This is a genomic window from Paenibacillus sp. FSL E2-0177 (genome assembly GCF_037992975.1).
GTDB classification, from domain to species: Bacteria; Bacillota; Bacilli; order Paenibacillales; family Paenibacillaceae; genus Paenibacillus_AQ; species Paenibacillus_AQ odorifer.
Map to the genome: position 1 here is coordinate 3,653,936 of NZ_CP150307.1, position 22,703 is coordinate 3,676,638.

Sequence of the window (22,703 nt, forward strand, 5' to 3'; positions counted from 1 at the left end):
AAGAAAGGAAAACTTCTATTATTAAGATAAATCTATTATGGGAGGTTTTATTATGAAGAAAAAATTGATGATTTCCTTATTTGCCTCAGCTTTACTTGTGCTTCCAGTAATACCGGTGCATAGCTTTGCAGCGGATACATCCAAACCTACGATCATAAATAACGGCCAAATTAACAACGGTCGAGTTCTCATTCCGTTACGAGCTGTTTCAGAAAATTTAGGCGCAAGTGTGGAATGGTTTCAAACGGAGAAAGAAGTAAAGATTAAAAATGGAGACTCGACCCTCTGGCTTGCTGCAAATTTCAAACGCGCAATTATTGAATCACCACCGACTACAGATAACCCGGATATTCCGCACCGGGAATATATTGATATAGATACTGCCACGCAGGTCATTAAAGGAACAACCTATGTTCCGCTACGCTTTGTCGGTCAATCGCTAGGTGCAAATGTCTTATGGAACCAACAGTCTAAGCAGGCGACCATAACATTGGGGGGTAAGGAACTCGTAGTCAACATGGAGCAACAACCTATTCAAATCTCTGATAAGCAGAAAATTATGGATCCACGGTTAAAACAACTCTCCGATAAATTAAATCAAGCAGCTGATATCTCTTCAATTAAAAATATTAGTTCCTACTTCAAACCGTACTTTACCGATAAATTAATTAAGTCTATCGTTCAAAATAAAGGCTTGAATACAGCTAGTACCTATGAATCGCCTGCCTCGTCGCCAGTATACATTAACAAGACTTTAGCCACGCTTGCGCAATCGGTTATATTGGCAAATGGTCTAACAGGAGAAGATCAATATGCCGAGGATCGTACGATCACTCTCGTATTTACGAATGGTGTATGGAAGGTCGATAGCGTCAGCAAGGGGTTGAGGGTACTAATCTCAGGGTTCTCAGATTTTCAACCTCAATAATTATTCATAGGCTCCTGATATTTGAGTAAGAAAAACAAAGAAAGCCCTCACAAGAAGGGCTTCTTTGTTATGTTTATTAACATTAAAGTTTGAAAAGCTATATGTGCCAAGGGAGATGCTAAAAAACGAGGGGTTAATAAAGAAGATTTATTCTTGAGATTTTTATTGCTGTCACATTTTAGGTCGAGCTCTTCGTTGTATAGAGTGAAAGGGGGGGAGACAGCTTGAATGATACGGAGTTAAATCAGATCATTGCAGATGTGTTGGATGGGAACACAGAACAATTCGAGAAAATCATGGAGATTTATCAAAAACCGATTTTTCTCTACTGTTATCACATGCTGGGCAATTATGCCGAAGCCGAGGAAAACGCACAGGAGGTATTTTTGAAGACCTTCCGCACCTTGAAAAAATATACCCAATATCAGATGGATTTTGGTGCCTGGGTATACAAGATTGCCTACCATCAATGTATCGACATCATCCGTAAGCGAAAGTTGGTGAAATATTTGCCTTTCTTTTACCAAGATGAGAAAGAAAATAATGAAGTCGATTTGCATATTGAAGCCAACTATTTTGATGAATCCGTACATCAGGCCATGGCAAAATTATCGGCGGAAGAGCGTAATTTGTTAATCTTACGTTGTGTCGAGGATAAAAGCTATCAGGAGATCGGATTGATTCTCGGTAAAAACAGCGCCAGCCTTCGTAAAAGATACGAACGTACATCTGCAAAATTTCGAAAGTATTATGCGCAAGTGAAGGGAGTGGGAGTGTATGAATATGGACAGGGATCGGGATTTGAAAAAACTGTTTGATGACGCGCGCATTCCCGACGCCGACTTGACAGGAAAAGTAATGAGAATAATACATGCTAAGCCAAAAGAAAAGGAGAGGTTTTTTATGAAATATAAAGTTGTTCTGACTGCGTGTGTAGGGATGATGTTAATGGCCTCCACGGGTTATGCGGCAGTTCAATATCATTCTTTGACCAATAAAGATGGCAAAGTCGTATATGAAACTAAATCTACAAAAGATTACGTAAAAACAGAAACGAAAGATGAGGCAGCGCGGTTCAAGGCATTTTTTGAAGTGAAGGAAAAGGTGCTTAAGAACGGGGAAGCTGGGCTGTTCTATATGGTTGCCAATAACCCGAATCATCAAACAGATCTTGGAACAAAGTTGACGATCTTCCATGATCCATCTCAATTGCGCGATAAGATTACGGATAAATCCATTAAGATCGCAGACAACATCAATGGAAATTATACATTCCAAAAGGCGGACGTAATCTTTAAAAATGCTCAGGAAGTGAATCCTCCTTCTTCGGAAGAAAAAAAGAAAATGGCAGAAAAGCTGAGAAGGCAGGCGGAAGAATCCAATCAGGGATATGCCATGATGCCGGTTGAAATGACAGATCAGTTTTTCCTTCTCTTTGCTACGTATCAAAATGGCGAAGATAAAATCGGGGTTGATATCACTAATCTGAGTGGAAAGAGCGATCCTACAATGTATATTGACGAGAAGGTTGAATTTAAGCAGGAGAAGGTTCAAGTGAAGGGAGTAGAGATGCTGCATACAGAATTTGCTCCTTCGCAGACGCACGAGCTGAAATGGGTATACGAGAGCCCAGACAAAAAGGTGAAATACGCCTATACTTTACGGGGTGACCTAAATAAAGTAAGCAAAGAAACCCTAATGAAACTTGCCGAAGGCTATTTGGAATAATAAATACAACAACAACGGGAATCTCCTCCCATCCAATTGGGGGGATTCCCCTCTAGTAAACCATAGTCCTTCTTCATTTTTTATCATAATCGTTTCTAAGCACCGATTTTAATTCCGTGGAACAATGCAAAAGAACGGCCGCTGTTCGCATCATTTGCGACAGGGCCGTTTTTTTGTTTTTCATAGGTTAGCTGTAAATTGCTATTCTTGCCAAACACTCATAGGGTCCCATGGCTTGATCTGATTGTCATATTTTCCAGCCAAAAAAGCTTTCATGTCTTCCAGCTTAGCAGGCACCTCATTCCAAACTGGATGGGGTGGTAACCCTCGTTTGCTTTTCAATAGGATATCCACTGTAACATACAAGCGTTCTGGCTGAATCCAATGAAGGAAGCGGGAAATATCCATTTGCTTGGTCAGGGACAAGGAATCGATTTCGTCATTGTAATGCTTGTTGAACTCGCTGATCAGGTTCAAGAGGTAGTCTCTCTGCTCCTTTACGAAATCCAAGCCGCAAATGGCGCCATGCCCTGGAACAACGATTTCGGGTTTAATTTCATCAATAATGCGATCAAGCACTTTAACCCAATTGAGGGTTCCCTCTTCGCTGTATGCCGTACAACCATTAAACACGACATCGCCAGCGAACAGTACTTTTTCTTTTGGCATCCACAACAGTAAGTCACTATCAGAGTGGGCTGGAGCTACGTTCTGAATCATAACTTCTGTATCGCCAAGACGGATGTTGATATCGTCCTTTATCTCAATATTCGGGAGCACCCATTCTACGCCTTCCAGGTCAAATCCTTCAAATTCCGCTGCAAAAAACCGCTCGCCCGGAGTCGATTCCGGAGAATTCTTTCCTCTTCTGATGACGCTGTCCATCCAAGAGATATTTTCGGTGAGACGCTCTCTAGAGGCTTCCTTGTGCATAATAATACAAGCATCTTCAAACACTTTGTTTCCCCAGGCATGGTCGCTGTTATAGTGCGAGTTCACCACATATGCGGGAGAGCCGCCGTTGCTTACTTCCATAAAAGCCTCCCGCATTTCCCGCGCATGGAACAAATCGAAGAACGTGTCATACACCAACCCATCACCCTTGTTGATGAATCCGGCATTGGCCCAACTGATCCCACGATACGGCGAAATACCAGCAAAGACGCCATCTGCGACTTCAAAAAATTTAACGCGAGGTTTTTGGATAATACGTCCATACTTCATAAAAATTCTCCTTTACGTATATGTTTTTAGGATAAGGCATACTGACTATGGCTTTATTATAGAGAACGGAAAACAAAAATGCAAGCATGTACTTGCATGCATTTATGCTGTACGATATGATAGTAACAGAACAACATCACACTACATGTATGGAGGCGCTGCAACATGAAGCTAGTAACCTTTCAAACCAAAATATCCCAGGAACCTTTGTTTGGGCTTGTAATTAACGAGAAATTTGTCGTGTCTTTTGCCGCAATCATGAAAAAGCAGGGAACATTCGTTGACAGTCTTGAAAGTATGGACAGCTATCTTCATTATTTGCCGGCAAGTTATGATGCCGCTAAGGAATTGATGCAATATGCTGTCGAACAGTCGCATCAATTTAATGAAAATGAAATCTGCCCGATTGTAGCAGTAAAACTGCTGCCGCCAGTTCCAAATCCGGCTGCGCTTATCGATTTCGGGCTGACGCCAAGACATCTGAGAAATGCTGGCGTAAATCTGCTGCAAAGAGAATATACAGGGTCGGAAAGAGAAGAGCTTAAACAAAAAATCACTGAAAAATTCCAGCAAGATCCGAATAAAGTAACTTTCAGTTATTACAAATGTAACCATAATGCATTAATTGGCGATGGAGATACAATTCATTGGCCTTCGTACTCTTCCTACCTGGATATTGAGCCGGAGCTGGCCTTTGTTACAGGGATGGAGAACTGCATTGCAGGTTATGTTATTTTTAATGACAGTACTGTCCGTGATGTGCAATGGCCGGATTTCCAGGGGCTGACCGGACCGACGCGCTGCAAAGATTTTGATCGCAGCAAAGGCATAGGGCCATTTCTGGTTACGCCGGATGAAATCGACAATCCGCTGGTACTGGATGTGAATGTATGCATCGGGGAGAGACTGCACTGGAAGGGGAGCACATCCGAGTATTCTGCACACCCTGCAAAAGTGATGGAGGAGGTTCTCAAAGTTTTCACGCCGCTCCCGGGCACGATTATAGGAATGGGGACGATACCGGATTGCTGCGCAATCGAGACCGAAGAATGGCTGTTGCCCTCTGACCGAATCCAGATTACATTTGATAAATTAGGCACGCTCACGCAATTGGTGCCTGATCATATCAAGATTACGGAACCAAGCCGCTGGGAAAAAAGAAGCGATTTGCCTTAAAAAACGTTTATCAAAATGATGAACCCCGACCCTGCTGCATATGCAGAACTTGTAGTAGAATAGGATTAACATATGCAAAAGGAGAACTACAATGCAAACTTCAGACAGAATCATTGAAGCCGCGACACAGCTCATCAAAAAGAATGGCTATCGGGGAGTAAGCACCAAAGCCATTGCAACGGAAGCTAAAGTCAATGAATCTACGATTTTTCGGCAATTTGGAAGCAAGCAAGGCATATTGGAAGCCATCATTGAAAGACATTCGGATATTCCGCAATTTGAGAAGCTGTTAAAAGAGGAAGCGACCGATAATCCGGAAGTCGATCTGCTGAATGTAAGTCAGCAGTACCGTTTATTTTTCCATAAAAATGCGGACATCATTTTGATTGGCATCCGCGACAAAGGAATGCTTCCCGAATTAGACAGAATGCTCGCCGATCCGCCGGCGAAGCTTCACTCCTTGCTGGTTGAATATTTTGAACGCTTGCAGAAGAAAAAAGTTATCGCCAGACAGGATGAGCGTCTTGTCGCAATGTCTTTTCTCTCGATGTGCTACGGATTTCAGATGAGCGAGCTGATTCACCGGCAATATCAATCCCAATTCGTCACCGAGGAAGAGTTCTACAAGCATAGTGTCTCATTGTTTGTTAAAGGAATTTTAGCCCAGTCATAAGCATTATTGATTTATATATTGGGAAGTCTAATCTTACGTGAACAGGGATGGAGGATACCTTTTTTTTGCTCATGAATGTAGTTTTTAGTAATGGAAAATAAAATACGTGGATGCATTATATAAAAAACATGACTCATTAAATTAAGCCCAATTTTTTCTAGGGCTTTTTTTTGTTTGGGACCTCAGGATTGTATTTGGTCTATACTCAAACTTTCGAGCCAGAGTTATTGTACAGCTTTAAATCAAGACAATCATGCCTATTGCATTGGAATTATCCAGGGCTGTACTTACTTAATATCTTATAAGAAATTCTTGAAATTACAGAAATTTATCCAATAGGGGGATGCTATTATACAAATACAAATAAAGACGAGGTGATGATATGCAAGCAAAATTGGCAGCGGACGCCATTCCCCTCCCCAAAAAGCGGAACTCATGGATAAGGACGATAAAAAAGTATAAAGTGATGTACGCTCTCTTGTTCCCGGCATTAGTTTACTTTGCCGTATTCAAATACATTCCTATGGCGGGAATCATTATTGCCTTTAAAAACTATAACCTAGCTTTGGGACTATGGGATAGCCCATGGGTGGGATTTAGAAATTTCACAGATTTTATGAACGGCGTTTATTTCTGGGACATCATGAGAAATACGATTATCATATCCCTGTATAAGCTGTTGTTCGGTTTCTCAGCTCCTATCATACTTGCTTTGCTGCTCAATGAAGTTTATACCCAATGGTTTAAGAAAATCGTACAAACGATCACTTATTTACCCCACTTTCTATCATGGGTCATTGTTTATGGAATGATGGTGGCATTATTAGCCCCAGGGGATGGTCTTTTTAACATGATCTTGAAGGAAACTGGAGTTGAACCCATCTCATTCCTAACGGAACCTGCCTGGGGCAGACTGCTGATCATCTTATCTGAAATATGGAAGGATATTGGATGGGGAGCGATATTGTACCTTGCAGCATTAGCAGGAATCGATCCAAGCTTATATGAAGCGGCTAGAATTGATGGCGCTTCCAAGTGGAGACAGCTATGGCATGTAACACTTCCCGGCATTCGAGGCGTGATGATTCTGATGCTGATCCTTAAATTAAGCCATATTCTGGATGCTGGTTTTGACCAAATATTCATGTTTGCCAACAGCTTTAATCAGGAGAAGATCGACATTATCGACACATGGGTATACCGTGAAGGGCTCGAGCGACTTAAGATTGGCTTGGCTACTGCTGTGGGATTATTTAAAGCGGTCATCGGATTTGTTTTAGTGTTGGCAGCGAATAAGCTCGCCAAAAAATTCGATGGGCAAATTTGGTGAGGTGGTTATCAAAATGATCAATTTGACAATCGGAGAAAAGGTCTGGCAAGCATTCGTTTATTTTATTCTTATTTTGCTAGCTCTACTTTGCTTACTACCCTTTCTATATGTGGTTGCTGTTTCAGTAACGCCAGAATCGGAAGTGCTAAGAAGAGGAATTGTTATTATACCAGAAACCTTTACCTTTCTAGCCTATAAAGAAGTATTCATTTCTCATGGTATTGGGCAGGCGTATAAAATCACATTGTTTCGAACGATTGTAGGCACTGCTCTCAATGTGTTCTTTACGGTAATCGCGGCATATCCGTTATCCAAAAAATATTTGCCGGGTCGCAGCCCATTTTTACTATTCATTGTCTTTACCATGATGTTTGGGGGAGGATTAATTCCGACTTATTTACTAGTCCGCTCTCTGGGATTGCTAAACAGTCCGTGGGTACTGATTATTCCAAATCTCATTAGTGCATTTAATCTGGTGATCATTAAAGGCTTTTTCGAGCAATTGCCTGCTGAAATCGAGGAATCAGCGAGGGTAGACGGTGCAAGTGAACTTCAGTCGTTATGGCGGATCATTTTACCTCTGTCCTTGCCCGTCCTTTCCACAATTTCATTATTTTACGCAGTCGGGCATTGGAATAGTTACTTCGATGCTATTGTTTATATCAATGATTCCAACTTAATGCCGCTCCAAGTGATCTTGCGCAACATCCTGCTTAACGTCGCAACACAAAGTGCTGATTCGCTTGCCAATACCGGAGCTGTTAGTACGTTCGCTATACAAATGGCAGCAGTTGTCGTGACTACAGTTCCGATTTTGATCGTTTACCCATTTATGCAAAAGCATTTTACCAAAGGTGTGCTCTTGGGATCGGTTAAAGGTTAAAAAGATATTCCAACCTGAGTTGTTACGGGGAAACCGTGATAATATAGAAGCAAAGGAGAGGTCATTATGCAACGTAAAGCGATTACATTTGCTATTCTGACAGCAATGGTCGGTGTGGGAACAGTATTGTCAGGCTGTGGGGAACAAAAAGAGGTTACATCGACAGCTTCGGGTAATTCACAAGGCCAGTCTAGTCCCTTTGAAACCAAATTGAAAATTTCGATGTTTAACCAAGGAACTTTCAATGCTGCTGCTCCGATTCCTCCCCGTGAAGAAGATATCCAACGCCAAATGTTGGAGAAAGCAGTAAATATCGACTTGGAAATGATGATTCCTCAATCAGGGCAAGCAACGACTAAATTAAATACGCTCATTGCTGGCGGAGATATTCCAGATTTGATCTTTTTGAAGAGCCGTGCTGATCTCGCGCAATATTATGACCAAGGCGTTCTTGCGGATTTGACACCGTATCTGGATCAATTTCCTGAATTGCAGAAACGTTTTAGCAACGACTCCTGGGAGGCGATGTCCTATCAGGGAAAAACCATTGGAGTTCCAGGTTATGATAATGTAAACGGTATTAGTCGAAGCTTCTTTATCCGTAATGATTGGCTGAAAAAGCTGAATATGGAAGTGCCAACAACACCTGACGAGCTATTTGAAGTTATGAAAGCCTTTACAGAGAAAGACCCGGACGGCAATGGCAAAAATGATACGTACGGATTCATAGGCGGTATGAATAAAGAAGGCAATCTGCAAACCTATGGCTTCGATAGTTTGATGTGGATGTTTGGAGTCAATCCTCCCTCAGCCATTGATGTGAAAGACAATGAACCGGTGTTCCTGTTTACCGACCCAAAAATGAAAGAAGCGCTCGCTTATATCAATAAAATGATGGAAGCTAAAGTTGTAGATCCAGACTGGGTGACGATGAATACTCCCGATTTATTGGACCAAAAGTTATTTAAGGGTAAAGTTGGCTTTATGATAAGAGATGCCCGCAGGCTGGAACCAGATTATCAGCAAAAAATGAAAGAAATCAGTGGAGAGGTGCCGGAATGGATCGTCATCCCTCCAATGACAGGTCCTTATGGTGATCAAATTGTAGAGAGAAAATCGTTCCAAGGCAATTCATGGGCCATATCCAAGAAAGCGGATAAGGACAAAATCATTCGGATCTTGTCCATGCTGAATTATCTCTTTACCGACAAAGACGCATATCCGAATTTTGCATACGGAATTAAAGGGATTCATTGGGATTTGGTAGACGGCAAGATCAAAAATAAAACCTCCGAATTATCAAAGGAAATGAAAGAAAAGTACTTATGGGTCGATCATTATAGAATGCCGCGTCGTGGTGATGATGCTGAGTACTTCAGCTTCCAGAATCCTAAGACGGCAGAAGCTTTTGAGAACAATCAGAAATACGTGGCGGCTACGTTGCCCGGGAATTTATTGACTGAAGACCCGAACGATTCATTGGCTGCTGACCGCCAACGCTACATTAATGAAAGCTTGGTCAAATTTATGACTGGCAAAGAGCCTCTTTCGAACTGGGACAATTTCCTTAATACATTGGAATCTAAGTTTGACATGCAGAAGTATAAAGATTCAGTAATCAAGCAATTTAAAGAAGCAGGCTTAATCAAGTAAATCAAACGAAGAGAGCGGCTATAATTAGCCCCTCTCTTTATTGAAATATAAGAAAGTATAAGTTTTACTTTATACTTTATCCTTCTATTTTTCGAAGAAACGCTTATCGTCCTTAAAAAGGACGCCGAAGGCGTTTCTTCTTATCATATGCTATTATTTGTTTATTACAGATTTAAAAGGAAGATGATCGATGCGAAGAAGAATCAGCTTGCCTTTAAAACTATTTTTTATCGTGTTTGCATTTGTATTAAGCTGCATAATCTTGATAAGCCAATTGTCTTATCGTTATGTCCAAAAGGAAATAAGAACCTCTGACATTTATTACACCAACCAAATACTTGATAAGATTGATCAGTATTTCACAGTTAATTTTTCCTCCTTCCAGACGATGCTGTTCTCGGTCGAGTCATCGGTGAAAGCCAACATTGACAATCCGGACGTGATTAAAAAGCAATTAAGAGAGCTCTATGAACTCAACAGTAATTACGTCAGTAATATTTATTTGATCAAAAACGATTTATCTATTCTAGGCGGAAGTACACCTACCCGAATATTTGATGAACCTTTAGCTGAAAGAGAACCATTGTTTAATGCAGCTGACAAGAATAGAAGAATTACATTTGTCAGTGATCCTTACAAATCTAAATATTCCGGCTGGACAGTTACGATGGTCCGATATCTGAACAGTGCTCCGTTTCCTATGGCCATTGCAGTAGATTTAGATCTAAATGCCATTGAAGATACCTTGTTCAAGATTAATAAAAAAGAACAAATGAATTTGGCTCTAATCACCGCATCGGGAAAAATCATTGCCGGATTTTCGGAAAATAAAGGCCCCCTGAATGTTCAAGATCATACTTTTTCAATCGGTGAAACGTCAGCAGAAGAAATTCTGGATACTACAGAAACAAACCTTCAACTGCACACCAAGGAGGGGATTCAAGTCTCCCTTCTAAAAAAACCGACTGAAAAATTCAACTGGACCATCATCTCAATCAACGATGAATCACGCTTGAAAGCTGCTTTATCCAGATTGGAAACCTATTATATCGAGCTTCTAGCTGCTGGTTTTCTCTTAAGTCTGTTCGTTTCCTTCTTTATTGCCAAATATATAAGGAACCCGCTCTATGCACTCAAAACAAAAATGAAGCGGGTGGAGCAAGGCTCCCTCACAACTACAATATCGATTAACCGAAATGATGAGTTTGGAGATCTCTCCCGAGCATTCGATCGTATGCTGCAGCAAATTGTGGAACTGATTCGGGGAGCAGAGCTTCATAACGAACTTGAACGAAAGCTGGAAATTCAAGTGCTGCAGTCTCAAATAAACCCTCATTTTCTGTATAACACGCTTGGTTCTATCAGCAATGTCATACGACTCGGACAAATAGAGAAAGTAGATGTGGTGATCGAGTCTCTCATTTCAATATTGGAATATGGGATAGCCGACGCTTCGGAGAAGGTATCACTGCGTCAGGAATTGCAAAATGTATCAGACTATATCGCGATCCAGAACATCCGCTATAACCGAAACTTCCACTTAATCGAAAATATTGAAGCAGGGCTAATAGATTTTCCGGTTTTTCGAATGCTGTTGCAGCCCCTTGTGGAGAATAGTATCTTCCATGGTTATAACGGAGGGGGGATCGAAGGCCCTATTACTATTCATGCGTACAGGGAGGGTGGCAACGTCATCATAGAAGTAGTTGATCAGGGCGAGGGAATTCCAACTGATAAAATAAAGCATATTTTAATTTCAGAACCGGGGGATGTGGAATTGAAAAGGAAAAGAATCGGGTTAAACAATATTCATGACCGAATCAGACTTCACTACGGAGAACAGTTCGGGCTCCAAATCATAAGCATACCTAAGGAAATAACCCGGGTTCGCGCCTTATTCCCAGCAGGCTTGTTTAAAGGAGATGCATGATGATGAGAGACTACACCTGCTTCATTGTTGACGATGAAGATCTAATCATTCAGAGATTGGAATTGTTTTTTCACGAGCGCTCCCTTAGGGATAAGCGATTTCATTTAGTGGGAAAAGCGAATAATGGGCTGAAGGGGATAGAGGAGATCGTAAAGCTTAAGCCGGATATCGTAATATCTGATATCGTCATGCCGCGAATGGATGGGATTTCCATGATTGAGCAGCTAAAGCCAAAGCTTCCCCATACCCAATTCATTCTTTTGACCGCTTATTCATCCTTTGAATACGCCCAGAGAGCTATTCAAGCCAACGTATTGGAGTACATTGTTAAGGTTCCGCTCAGAGATGCGGATTTGGATCGAGCTTTAGATAAGGCAGCCGGGATTTTAAATGAAGTTAAGAAAAAAGAAGCGGAATTTCAATCTTTAAACGTATCCGTGCTTGAAAATAAATATCGAGTCCGCAAACAATTTTTTAACGAGCTTATCAGAGGTGAAATCCCTTCTCATCGGGCATCAGATTTTGCCAATCGTATGCAGTTTCATTTCTTTCAAGCCAACTATCGCTGCTTCATTGTCGAGATGAATATGTATGAAAGTTTCCGAAATGATTATTCAGCGTCTGATCAGAACATATTGAGGTATGCGATTACAAATATAATCGAAGAAACGGTGATGAATGGTGGCAGTGGTGTAGCTGCGGATCTATCCGATAATCGTTTTATTGGCTTTCTATCCTGGGAAAATAATCGCAGTGATCTGGAAACGGAATATGATTGCCAGACATTGGGGGGGCAGATCGTCTCCCATTTGCATCAATATTTGAATCAAAGAGTATCCGTCGCTTTTGGAGGTCCGCACCGAGGCTGGGAATCCATCAAACAAGCTTACACGGAAGCACAAAATGTGAGTGATGATTTCTATTATCATACAGAGAAAGTTGTAAAAACACCCATGCATCGGTTCCAGTACCATAATGACAGAAAAGAAGAAGTTCAGCAGAAATTGGCTGATTTTCTTGCTGGGGTGAAAAGAAAGGTTTCCAAGGAAGAGCTGGAGAAAGCATTTGCTGATCTGAACCAATTTGTTACGGACCATAAAATCCATAAGTCCATCATGGCGCCTATGCTAAGAGACTTATACAGAGACATTATTGTGAAGTTTAAATCGGGGAACAAGTTAGCCACGGAAGTAGCAGAGTTTCCTATAGAATTTTTAGCCTTTCGGGAGCAGCTTGCCTATATTGGCGACTTTACCTTTGAATATGTGCACGCTGGCCAACTTTTGCATCGTATAGAAATCATGAGTGCTATGCGGTTTATAGAGAAAAATCTGAAACAGCGATTAACGCTCGAGGCGATTGCCGAGGAAGTGAATTTAGCTCCATCGTATTTTAGCAGCTTATTCAAAAAAACAATGAATGAAGGCGTTATCAGCTACATCAATCGTAAAAAAATCCAATTAGCTCTCGAGCTGTTAAATGTTCAGGATTATTCTATATTGGAATTGTGCGAAGAAGTAGGAATTGTGAATGAAGGTTATTTTTGTAAATTATTTAAGGAATATACGGGTGATACTCCTAAGCAATATCGGATAAAAATGACACGGTATGAATCCAATTAAGGTTGCAAAAAATGTGTGATTTTTTCGCGAAATCATGTAAAAAAAAAGGGAGCAAAAGGATTACCATGATAGAAGGATCTAATCATGGAGGTTATCAAAATGGAGCTTATTAAAGCAGATGTAACCGTCGTCGGCGGAGGTATTGCTGGGATATGCGCTGCCATTGCTGCCGCACGCCAAGGGCTGCAAGTGTCACTTATTAATGATCGACCGGTTCTTGGGGGAAATGCGAGCAGCGAGGTCAGGGTTCATATCAACGGGTCGGCATATCTCGGAAACAGTCCATCCTATTATGCACGCGAAGGAGGGTTGGTGGAAGAACTCAAGTTGAAGATTTTCCACTATAATCCGTTATACAACAAGAAGCTGATGCTTTCGCTTTCGGATACGGTCTTGTTGGATATGGTCTATGCTGAGCCTAACATTTCTCTATTTCTGAATACATGCGTGCATGAGACGGGCATGGAGAACGGCAGAATTAAATGGGTGGAAGGCCTTCAATTGGCTTCCGAAAGGAAATTCCGTTTTGAAAGCCGAACCTATATCGATTGCTCTGGAGATGGAGTTGTCGGATATCAGGCAGGTGCTCTCTTCCGATGGGGGAGAGAAGCGAAACATGAATACAAGGAAGAATTGGCTCCTGAAGTGGCGGACCATTACACCATGGGCGATACGATCCTGTTTCAAGCCCGTGACGTAGGATATTCCGTTCCATACAAAAGACCTGGCTTTGCGTATGATATTACGAAGTTGGCCTTTTTCGATAGTATCAGAAAAGGCTTAAACCATCGGGCTTTTCCAAGAAAAATCAACGGGCTTGGCGGATTGTGGTGGCTGGAATACGGCGGACATATGGATATTATCAAAAATAATGAAGACATCGCGTTGGAGCTGCGGAAATTGGTATACGGGATTTGGGATTATCTCAAAAATAGCGGTGAATTTGATGATGTAGACAATCTCATTTTGGATTATGTATGCCCGATCCCGGGAAAGCGGGAGTCGAGGCGGTTTATTGGGGATCACATGTTGTCTCAGAACGATCTCACAGCAAAGCCGCATTTCGAAGATGCTGTATCGGTCGGTGGATGGTATATGGATTTACATGCTAATAAGGGCATCTACGATGAGGGGCCGGCTACAGCTTGGAATTTCGTGCCTGGATTGTACAATATCCCTTTCCGCAGCTTATATTCACGAAATATTCCTAATCTCATGTTCGCTGGTCGCAATATAAGTGCTACCCATGTGGCTTTCGGATCTACAAGGGTTATGGCAACCTGCGGTTGTATGGGGCAGGCGGTTGGAACGGCTGCTTCGTTGTGCTCGAAATATGAGGTAGACCCCGCGGCCATAGTCGAAGCTCATATGGGGGAGCTGCAGACGCTATTGCTTCGAGACGGACAAACCATTGTAGGCCTTCAAGAGGAATTGGATCCTTACTTCGCTGACGGATTAACTATTCGTGCCTCGTCTCAGCGCAGCTATGACAATCTTCATCCAACCGAAGAGATTTCCTTGGAGAAAGGGTTATGTTTGGTCTTGCCGATTCAGACATCCGTGGCTGAAAGCGTACGGTTCAAAATTAAAAATAGCTCCAAGCATTCGGAAACTCTACATGTGAAGCTTTTTGGCGGGGAATGGAAGGAAAACTACATTCCAACCAGCGAGTTGAGAGACTACCACTTGGTTATTACAGCCGGTCATGACGACTGGATTACGCTAGACTTGGACTGCAAGAAACCGGCTGACGACAAAATCTACATCATATTGGAGGGCACGGCGAGCCTTGCCATATACGGTAATGAAGAGAAATTGACAGGAGCGGTCAGCTTCCACTATAGGCCGGAAGAGCCGTCCAGGCTGAAGAAATTCAATAAGAGCATTTGCTTTAAGGACCTGGTGCCAGCTCAGAATATGTATAGTCCTGAGAATGTTGTCAATGGCTACTCCAGACCTTATGGCCAACCGAATGGCTGGATTTCTGAACATTCGGAAGGACAGGAATGGTTGGAATTCTGTTTTGCAAGCCCCAAAAATCTGGACGAAATTCATCTTGTTTTTAATTCGCAGCTGGATTTGGAGCATTTCAACGACCCGATTGAGTCCCTTATCCAAGATTATGATATGACCTTGACCTTAGAAGACGGAACCGAGAGGACAATCATAACTCGTGGAAATTATCTCACGTTGAATAAACATAAGATAGATGCGAACGGTGTAACCCGAATCCGGATTAATTTCTGCGCAACTTATGGTTTGCCTTATTTTGAAGTGTTTGCTGTGAAATTGTTTGCTCCTAAAATCGATAAATGAGGACAGGTGAAGTCACGATGAAGGAATTATTCCCTCGTAAAGGGCTCCCCAATATAATTCAAAAATTGGAAAATGGGGATACCGTAACAATCGTCTATTTCGGCGGCAGTAATACACGTTCTGAAGGCTACAGGGTTATGACGGCGGATTGGCTTCGTAAGCAATATCCTAAGGCGGATATCCGCTCTGTGAATGCAGGCATTGATGGGACAGGATCGGATTTGGGCTGTGCCCGTTTGGAGACAGATGTACTGCGTCATCGACCTGATCTAGTATTTGTTGAATTTGTCGGTAATGATGGCGGAGATCCCGAATCCAAGGCGCGGATCGAAGGGATTGTCCGTCAGATCCGCAAGCGGAGCCGGTTTACCGATATCCTGTTCGTTTATACGCTGAAGGAGCGGGATGTGGCCTTATTTCAGTCTGGAGAATACCAGAAGGGGGCTCTAATGCAAGAGGAAGTGGCCGACTATTACGGTATTCCTTCGATTCATCTGGGCGTAGCGGTCAGTCACTTGGTGTCGGAGGGAAAACTCGTTTTCACCTCAAGGGAAGACGTGTCCATTTCCGGAGCCGTTGTTTTTACACATGATTCGATCCATCCGACTATTCCCGAAGGACATCAGATTTACACGGATACGATCACCCGGTCATTTGAGAAAATTAGAGAACTTCAGGATCATCCAGGAAGGTCAGTACATCACTTACCTCAGAATCCGTTGGTCCCGGCTAATCCTTGGGAATATGCGAGCATGCTGTCATTGGATAGTCTTACCGATTTTTCCGCAGGATGGTCTTACATGACTCCCGATGATTGTGCTTTAGTACGCGAGTACAATTGGTTGTTCCCCGGCCTGTGGCGAGCAGTCGATCCTGGAGAGGCTATTACGGTGCAGTTCGAGGGAACCCATATCGGGTTATTCGATATCGGGGGGCCTGATTCTGGCAGATTGAAGGTGTCGGTGGATGGTGGGGAACCCTTTATTGTCGATCGATTCACACTACACAACGATCATAATCGTAATCAGTATGTATTCTTGCCGGAGCTCCCGAATGGGAAACATACGGTGCGCTTCGAAGTCGATACCGAAAAGACAGACAAAGCGGCTGTATTTGAGGCATGCGACAATGAACGAAGTATTGAGCATGTTCGGCAGCATCCAGATTGGTATGATCAAACGGTGATCCAGCTTGGGAAGTTGTTATTGGTGCAGCCGCCATTATAATTAATCATAAGGTTTTCTCCAATTGAAAGACCTATATCATACTGACTGCAGTTGAGCAGCCAGTTATGATGTAGGTCTCTTTTTAAAGGAAGACAATGTCGTTTCTTCTTGCTTAAAATCTTATAAGAAATTCTTGAAATCAAAGAAATTTCACAGTTATGTGACATGCTATGATAAAAACGACGGAGCGGGATTAGCCAGAAGAATACGGCTGATTGCTTCTTTATGATCTTAGAACAAAGGAGGGTTTTATTATTTTGTAAGCGTTATCAACTTAAGGGAGGCTGTGAGTTGTATGATAAAAAGGAAGCTGTTTTTCTTAATCGTTTTCATCGTGACGATATTAGTTCCTTTCAGCCTAGACGGAATAAGGACCGCTTATGCAGAGACCTTACCGTATAAGACGATTATCATCGATGACGGGAGCATCACGATCAATGATGTTGTGACACCTGATGTGGGTAACGAGAACAACGGATATTCGGCTCCAAATTGGACCACAAGTACAGGGGTGAAGGGGTATGATAACTCCAGCTCCAAATATACGAGTACAGCAGGCAGAACGATATCATGGAATCCACGATTGGAAGCAGGAACGGCGAGAATTTCGTTATACAAGCTTAACTGGGAAGATAAAGCGGATAGCAATGTAAAAATTGAAATCGTCCACAATGGAACGACGGATGTTCTCTTTATGGATTTGAGACCTTCATTTGGCGCTTCTGTGGGATGGGTTGATTTGGGAGAGTACTATTTTTCCGGAGTTGGTAACGAATTCGTTAGATTAACTCGGTCTACCAGCACAACCAGCACGATACTTACTCGTGCAGATGCGGTCAAGTTCGAAGGGAATATTCAGCAAAAAGAGCCTCATAAGACGATCATCATTGATGATGGAAGCCTCACGATTGATGATGTCGTCACCACTGATGTAGATAACGCAAATAACGGGTTCTCCGCTCCTGATTGGACTACAAGTACGGGAGTGAAGGGATATAATAATTCCAGTTCCAAATTTACCGATGCAGTAGGAAGAAGCATCACATGGAATCCGCGATTAGAAGCAGGGACGGCGAAAATTTCATTCAACAAGCTTGATTGGGCGGATAAAGCAGACAGTAATGTTAAAATCGAAATTGTTCACAATGGGATTACGGATGTTATGTTTATGGATCTGAGACCCTCGTCGGGGCCATCGGCCGGATGGGTTGATTTGGGGTCCTATTATTTCAGTGGTGATGATAGCGAATTTGTCAGACTGACCCGAACACAACCTACGACCGGAAAAATCATTACGCGGGCCGATGCGGTCAAATTTGAAGGAAATATACGGCAGCAAGCTCCGCCGTTGCCTCCGCTGCGCAGCCGTACATTGGCGAATCTCAGTTACACGGAAAAAGGCAGCATCGAGAATGCCAGCTATAAGGCTTCCTTTTATGAAGCTGCTTGGGATGAAGGCAAAACCATCGTTCGTGATATGTTCTACAAGGATACGGATACGGGGAACTGGGTGCCTGTCAATAATGTGGCGGAAAGACTTGAAGAACAATGGGTCTTATTGGATGGGAATGCGGGGAGTCGAACCAATTATTACGATACGATGAACAAACGCTGGATTACATTCGACGAGATCAATTTCCCAGACAGCCACACGGCGATATTAACCGATTCTTCACATGAAAGCGATTACGATTTACAAGTGAACTGGTCCATGTCAGGGGACAAACCTGATGTTTCCTTCGCCTTTACACCTCGCAAGGATGGCAATTATGTAATCGGTTATCAGTCCTTCACAACAGAGCAAATCTCAGACGTCAATGAAGTGTTAAATGGTTTCAGATCACACGCCAAAATGGTAGGTTCAGTGGAATCAACAAGCTTAAGGGAACTAAGCGCTCCGATGAGTCTAATTGAGAAGAATGACGGTTCGGGGAATCCATTGACATATGGGGTATTTGTACCGTCGGATGAGCTTCCGGTTGAATTTGAACCGACGGGAGGCGTTACGAAGCAAAGGCTTGGCATGAGCCTTGTCAACAACGAAGGCAGCGTGCAGCCAATCTTGTATGCTCCTCAATTAGGGACCTATTCGCAAATGAACGCAGAAAGCACTTATCAATTTCATATGGGACTAATCGCTCAAAAAAGCAAATTGTATGAGTCCTACGCGGATATTCTTCGCAAAGAGTACGGTTATTCTGCATACCGGGAAAATGTATCAGATCAGTCGCTTACTGACGCGATGTTCAATATGATCGATTTACTTAAGATAGAGCCGCAAGGGGATGACTCTGTTGATTATGTCCCGTCACCCAGCGGGTGGTGGAGCCGTGCCAAGGGCTTTATTGACATCGAAAACGAGGATAGCGTTCGAACAAGCTCGAATGCGGTTCTTTTGGGGGCTTACTATTTGACTGGGGATGACCAGCTCTACGATACGAGAGCATTGCCGTCCGTCCAGTATGGCTTATCGCGAAATGGTATAGGCTGGTCGCCGACGCAAAAGCCAGTATACGGTGTGCCGTCGTTATGGAAAATGGCAACCTTGCCGTTTGATTTTTCAAGCGTAACCGCTGTCAATCAGATGATGGGTACTTCGGCAGGAATTGGGGCGCTGGCACAAGAAGAGTACCTCGTACGTGATCCTGACCAGAAAGACCGGGGTCCTGTTATTCAACCCCTGATGATGTATCGTATGACGGGAGAAACGCAGTATTTACAGGCTGCCAAGGATGCAGCCGACAGCTATATCATGCAGCATATTGATACGCCTGCATCTGTTAATGTTAGTAAAAATGAGTTCATTTATTATTATAGCAAGCTGTGGATGGAGATCTTGGAGCTTTACGAGGAAACTCAGGATCCCAAATACTTGAATGCTGCTTATAAGGAAGCCAAACGGTATGCAACGATGTTCGTTGCTCGTCCGGTTCCTGAAGGTAGCGTTACGATTCCGCAGCCTGAGACGTATAATTACGCGGAGTCGTTCCATTGGCCGGAAAGTGGTAAATATCAATATCCTCGGATCAAGCTCCCAGAAGATGTAGCCGGAGGCGTACAAGCGGATAGTTGGCTTGTTTCTCCCAATGGATTGACGTTTGAAGCGGGAAGTACAACTGGCTATTATCGGATGAATGCTCAGGAAGCTCCATTCATGCTGAGATTGTCGCTCTATACAGGTGATAAACTGCTGCAGGATATTGCTCATAATGCAGTTATTGGACGATATTCTAGTTATCCAGGTTATTACTATAAGGGCTTCGCCGTTAGCCAACTTGAGCCAGAGTTTCCTCTGGAAGGCCCAAGCGGGGCTACATCCATCTATTATCACCATATCCCGGGACAGCTCGGGCAAACGATGGATTATTTGATCAGCGAACAAACGTTGAAATCGAATGGTAGTATTACATTTCCTTCTGTTTTTGAAACTAATTTTTTATGGTTCAAATATCACCTTTATGGAAATAAACCAGGGGATTTTTACGGTAATTCCGACGTTTGGCTCTGGATGCCCAAGGGGATTATCAAGACCAACCATCCTCAATTGAACTGGATAACGGGAGAGAGCGGGAATAAATTCTACATCGGGTTAAGTAACGAATCGTCAGCTGAAGTCCAGACTCCGATCGAATTGAATGCGCAAATCATTGGGTTCAACCCGGCACAAGATTATACCGTAACCATCATCCGCGACAATGGCATACCAGAGCAAGCGGTTATGAGTGGCGGAATCATTCAAGCCACGGTTTCAAGCAAGGGAATAACCGCTATCATTGTAGAAGGACTCAACATTGATGTGCCGCTGCACCAGGTCAGAACTGCTGATACATCGGATGCAAGCTATTTCTTCGATATCCACAGTCCAATAGATGCGGTTAAAGGTATGCTGATCGTCAAGCCCGACGAAACGGCCTATGATGCTTATGTGCAGGCAAAAACGACAAAACCAGCGACGATCCATTATTCCTTGGATGGCGGAGTAACGTATACAACCATTCCAGATACGATCTATCCGATGGAATGGTCGATACGGGTAAACGATTTATCCCAAACCTTCACTTATTATGTGGAATCGGATGGGAAACAGACCCGCAAGCGGACACTCTATTTGCCTGATCAAGTACAAGAAACTCCAGTTCAACCGGATTGGCAGGAGAGTTCATCGATCATTGTGGATAATACGGAGGCAGAGACAGAAGGCGTCTGGATACGGGATACAACGGCTAACGACTATTACTATGATAACTATGTGTACGCCAAATCGGCTGCCGGCACAGCGACAAGCAGAATTAAATGGCGGCCTGAGCTGCCGGAAAGTGTTACTTACAGTGTGTATTACAAGCTTCCGCAAATAACCGCTACAAGTGAAAATTGGGCAACGAATGCCTCATTTACCGTTTATTATAGTGGAGGCTCCGAGACGGTTACCGTTGATGAGACAACGGCCAATGGGACTTGGGTGCACCTGGGAGATTATCCTTTTGCAGCAGGCGATAGCGGATATGTCGAATTAACCAATAAGGCCAACAAGTCACGGGTAGTTGCCGATGCGATGATGTGGGTGGATCCAAACAGTATGCCGCAATTGGAGTCTGTGGTGATCCTGTCGGATCGGGATGAACTGCAAATGACTCAAACCGCACAACTAAGCGTGACCGGCTATTTGGATAACGGTCTGATTGGTGATCTATCACAGGCAAATGTGCAGTATTTCGTTGATCGAACCGATCTGGCTGAAGTGGACAGTAGCGGTATGTTGACCCTTCTAATTCTCGACGGAGAAACGGATCATATTGAGGTATGGGCCACTGTAACGATTGACGGGGTGACCTTAACAACACCTTCTATGACAATTGCGATCAGGGACTTAACGGTTATTGTCGACAGCACGAATACAACTGGGTTATACACGACAGAAGGATCTTGGAGCCAAAGCAATTTAGCTGGATACAAAATTGGGGTTAAGTCCCGTTATTCTACCGTTCAAGGTTCATCAGCGACGTGGAAAGGCCAGTTTCCAGAGGGGAAATATACGGTCTCCATTTACAAACTCGTCCATACGACGGCAAACGATAACTATGTCAAAGTGGAAGTGAAGCATCAGTCGGTTACCGAGGTTACGTATATTGATGCAACCGTCGGCTCATCAGGTTGGGTTAATCTAGGAACGTTCGACTTTACTGGAGACGGCAGCGAGTACGTTCGTCTAACCAGGGTTACTCCGACAACGGTAGATCCACCAACTCTACCTGCCGATATGATTTATACGAGGGCTGATGCAGTCAAGTTCGAACGGCATTCCGTTAGCCCGGAATTGCTTGCAAATGGGGTGCCAGGTAAACCGATACTTTCGAATAATAGCGGTGTTGCGACAGGTATAAATGATGGCAATTATGAGGTTACAATGAATATGTGGTGGGGAAACAATGGCTCACAGTATAAGTTGTACGAGAATGGTCAATTGATCCAAACGAAGTCACTGGCCGATGTTTCGCCAGCCGCCCAGACTTCCATTATTCCTATTCAAGGAAAGCCGAATGGAACCTATGTGTATACATGTGAGTTATCGAATTTGTATGGAACGACTTCATGTGATCCACACACCGTCACCGTGGCTGAGGCGAATCCCGGCAAACCTGTGTTGTCTAGTGACAACTGGGATCAAGATGGCGACTATAGTATTACTGCTAATATGTGGTGGGGCACGAACGCAGTACAGTATCGATTATATGAAAATGGCGAACTTATTGAGACGCAATCTTTATCTTCACAAACACCAAGTGCTCAATCGGCCATTACACAAATTTCAGGGAAATCTCCTGGCATCTATCACTATCGCGGTGAGTTTATGAATGGAAGTGGAACAACGGAAAGTGATACGATACAGATTATTGTAAAATAAACTTATGAGCTGAGTGGATGAGAACAATCCATTCGGCTTTTTTATTTCCTGGAATTTAGTATAGAGCTATACAAAAAGCTATTCTTTCAAGGCTCTCAACTGGGTGATATCT

The 22,703-nt window shown here is 43.1% G+C and carries 14 protein-coding genes; 13 read left to right on the forward strand and 1 reads right to left on the reverse strand.

Annotated elements, in window-relative coordinates:
• The first annotated feature begins 52 nt into the window (after positions 1–52).
• From MHI25_RS16285 to MHI25_RS16295, 3 genes are all read left to right on the forward strand, one after another.
• Positions 53–928, forward strand: coding sequence for a stalk domain-containing protein (locus tag MHI25_RS16285; protein ID WP_340391761.1), 876 nt, complete (start codon positions 53–55; stop codon positions 926–928).
• A 224-nt stretch (positions 929–1,152) separates the two neighbouring features.
• The gene (locus MHI25_RS16290) at positions 1,153–1,746 is read left to right on the forward strand and encodes an RNA polymerase sigma factor (protein WP_076184897.1); all 594 of its coding nucleotides are present in this window, start codon (positions 1,153–1,155) and stop codon (positions 1,744–1,746) included.
• 85 nt (positions 1,747–1,831) lie between these two features.
• On the forward strand, positions 1,832–2,656 hold the full coding sequence (locus tag MHI25_RS16295) for a hypothetical protein (RefSeq protein ID WP_076281795.1): 825 nt from the start codon (positions 1,832–1,834) through the stop codon (positions 2,654–2,656).
• Between the two features lie 201 nt (positions 2,657–2,857).
• Here MHI25_RS16295 and MHI25_RS16300 read toward each other — a convergent pair whose 3' ends face one another.
• On the reverse strand, positions 2,858–3,880 hold the full coding sequence (locus MHI25_RS16300; protein WP_312149996.1) for an MBL fold metallo-hydrolase: 1,023 nt from the start codon (positions 3,878–3,880) through the stop codon (positions 2,858–2,860).
• 165 nt (positions 3,881–4,045) lie between these two features.
• Between MHI25_RS16300 and MHI25_RS16305 the strand changes: the two genes are divergently transcribed.
• The 10 genes from MHI25_RS16305 (at position 4,046) to MHI25_RS16350 (ending at position 22,591) form a co-directional block, all read left to right on the forward strand.
• Positions 4,046–5,056, forward strand: coding sequence for a fumarylacetoacetate hydrolase family protein (locus MHI25_RS16305; protein ID WP_340393619.1), 1,011 nt, complete (start codon positions 4,046–4,048; stop codon positions 5,054–5,056).
• 91 nt (positions 5,057–5,147) lie between these two features.
• A complete protein-coding gene (locus MHI25_RS16310; protein ID WP_076279708.1) occupies positions 5,148–5,729 on the forward strand; it encodes a TetR/AcrR family transcriptional regulator in 582 nt (193 codons plus the stop codon).
• 382 nt (positions 5,730–6,111) lie between these two features.
• A complete protein-coding gene (locus MHI25_RS16315; protein ID WP_036677080.1) occupies positions 6,112–7,059 on the forward strand; it encodes an ABC transporter permease subunit in 948 nt (315 codons plus the stop codon).
• Between the two features lie 13 nt (positions 7,060–7,072).
• Positions 7,073–7,942, forward strand: coding sequence for a carbohydrate ABC transporter permease (locus MHI25_RS16320; protein WP_036677077.1), 870 nt, complete (start codon positions 7,073–7,075; stop codon positions 7,940–7,942).
• Between the two features lie 66 nt (positions 7,943–8,008).
• Entirely contained in the window at positions 8,009–9,595 is a 1,587-nt protein-coding gene (locus MHI25_RS16325) for an extracellular solute-binding protein (protein WP_340393623.1), read from the forward strand.
• Between the two features lie 190 nt (positions 9,596–9,785).
• Positions 9,786–11,525, forward strand: a complete 1,740-nt coding sequence (locus MHI25_RS16330) for a histidine kinase (RefSeq protein WP_340393626.1) — start codon at positions 9,786–9,788, stop codon at positions 11,523–11,525.
• 2 nt (positions 11,526–11,527) lie between these two features.
• The gene (locus MHI25_RS16335; RefSeq protein ID WP_340393628.1) at positions 11,528–13,147 is read left to right on the forward strand and encodes a response regulator; all 1,620 of its coding nucleotides are present in this window, start codon (positions 11,528–11,530) and stop codon (positions 13,145–13,147) included.
• Positions 13,148–13,231: 84 nt separating this feature from the next.
• Complete coding sequence (locus tag MHI25_RS16340; RefSeq protein ID WP_340393630.1) at positions 13,232–15,463, forward strand: FAD-dependent oxidoreductase; 2,232 nt, start codon at positions 13,232–13,234, stop codon at positions 15,461–15,463.
• A 17-nt stretch (positions 15,464–15,480) separates the two neighbouring features.
• Entirely contained in the window at positions 15,481–16,689 is a 1,209-nt protein-coding gene (locus MHI25_RS16345) for a GDSL-type esterase/lipase family protein (protein ID WP_340393633.1), read from the forward strand.
• A 295-nt stretch (positions 16,690–16,984) separates the two neighbouring features.
• Positions 16,985–22,591, forward strand: a complete 5,607-nt coding sequence (locus MHI25_RS16350; RefSeq protein WP_340393635.1) for a hypothetical protein — start codon at positions 16,985–16,987, stop codon at positions 22,589–22,591.
• Positions 22,592–22,703: the final 112 nt, after the last annotated feature.

Bases quoted from the DNA above. Each gene is read 5' to 3' on its own strand.
- MHI25_RS16345 (WP_340393633.1), top strand. From the start codon at position 15,481: ATGAAGGAATTATTCCCTCGTAAAGGGCTCCCCAATATAATTCAAAAA.
- MHI25_RS16285 (WP_340391761.1), top strand. From the start codon at position 53: ATGAAGAAAAAATTGATGATTTCCTTATTTGCCTCAGCTTTACTTGTG.
- MHI25_RS16295 (WP_076281795.1), top strand. From the start codon at position 1,832: ATGAAATATAAAGTTGTTCTGACTGCGTGTGTAGGGATGATGTTAATG.
- MHI25_RS16350 (WP_340393635.1), top strand. From the start codon at position 16,985: ATGATAAAAAGGAAGCTGTTTTTCTTAATCGTTTTCATCGTGACGATA.
- MHI25_RS16320 (WP_036677077.1), top strand. From the start codon at position 7,073: ATGATCAATTTGACAATCGGAGAAAAGGTCTGGCAAGCATTCGTTTAT.
- MHI25_RS16305 (WP_340393619.1), top strand. From the start codon at position 4,046: ATGAAGCTAGTAACCTTTCAAACCAAAATATCCCAGGAACCTTTGTTT.
- MHI25_RS16300 (WP_312149996.1), bottom strand. From the start codon at position 3,880: ATGAAGTATGGACGTATTATCCAAAAACCTCGCGTTAAATTTTTTGAA.
- MHI25_RS16340 (WP_340393630.1), top strand. From the start codon at position 13,232: ATGGAGGTTATCAAAATGGAGCTTATTAAAGCAGATGTAACCGTCGTC.
- MHI25_RS16310 (WP_076279708.1), top strand. From the start codon at position 5,148: ATGCAAACTTCAGACAGAATCATTGAAGCCGCGACACAGCTCATCAAA.
- MHI25_RS16330 (WP_340393626.1), top strand. From the start codon at position 9,786: ATGCGAAGAAGAATCAGCTTGCCTTTAAAACTATTTTTTATCGTGTTT.
- MHI25_RS16325 (WP_340393623.1), top strand. From the start codon at position 8,009: ATGCAACGTAAAGCGATTACATTTGCTATTCTGACAGCAATGGTCGGT.
- MHI25_RS16335 (WP_340393628.1), top strand. From the start codon at position 11,528: ATGAGAGACTACACCTGCTTCATTGTTGACGATGAAGATCTAATCATT.
- MHI25_RS16315 (WP_036677080.1), top strand. From the start codon at position 6,112: ATGCAAGCAAAATTGGCAGCGGACGCCATTCCCCTCCCCAAAAAGCGG.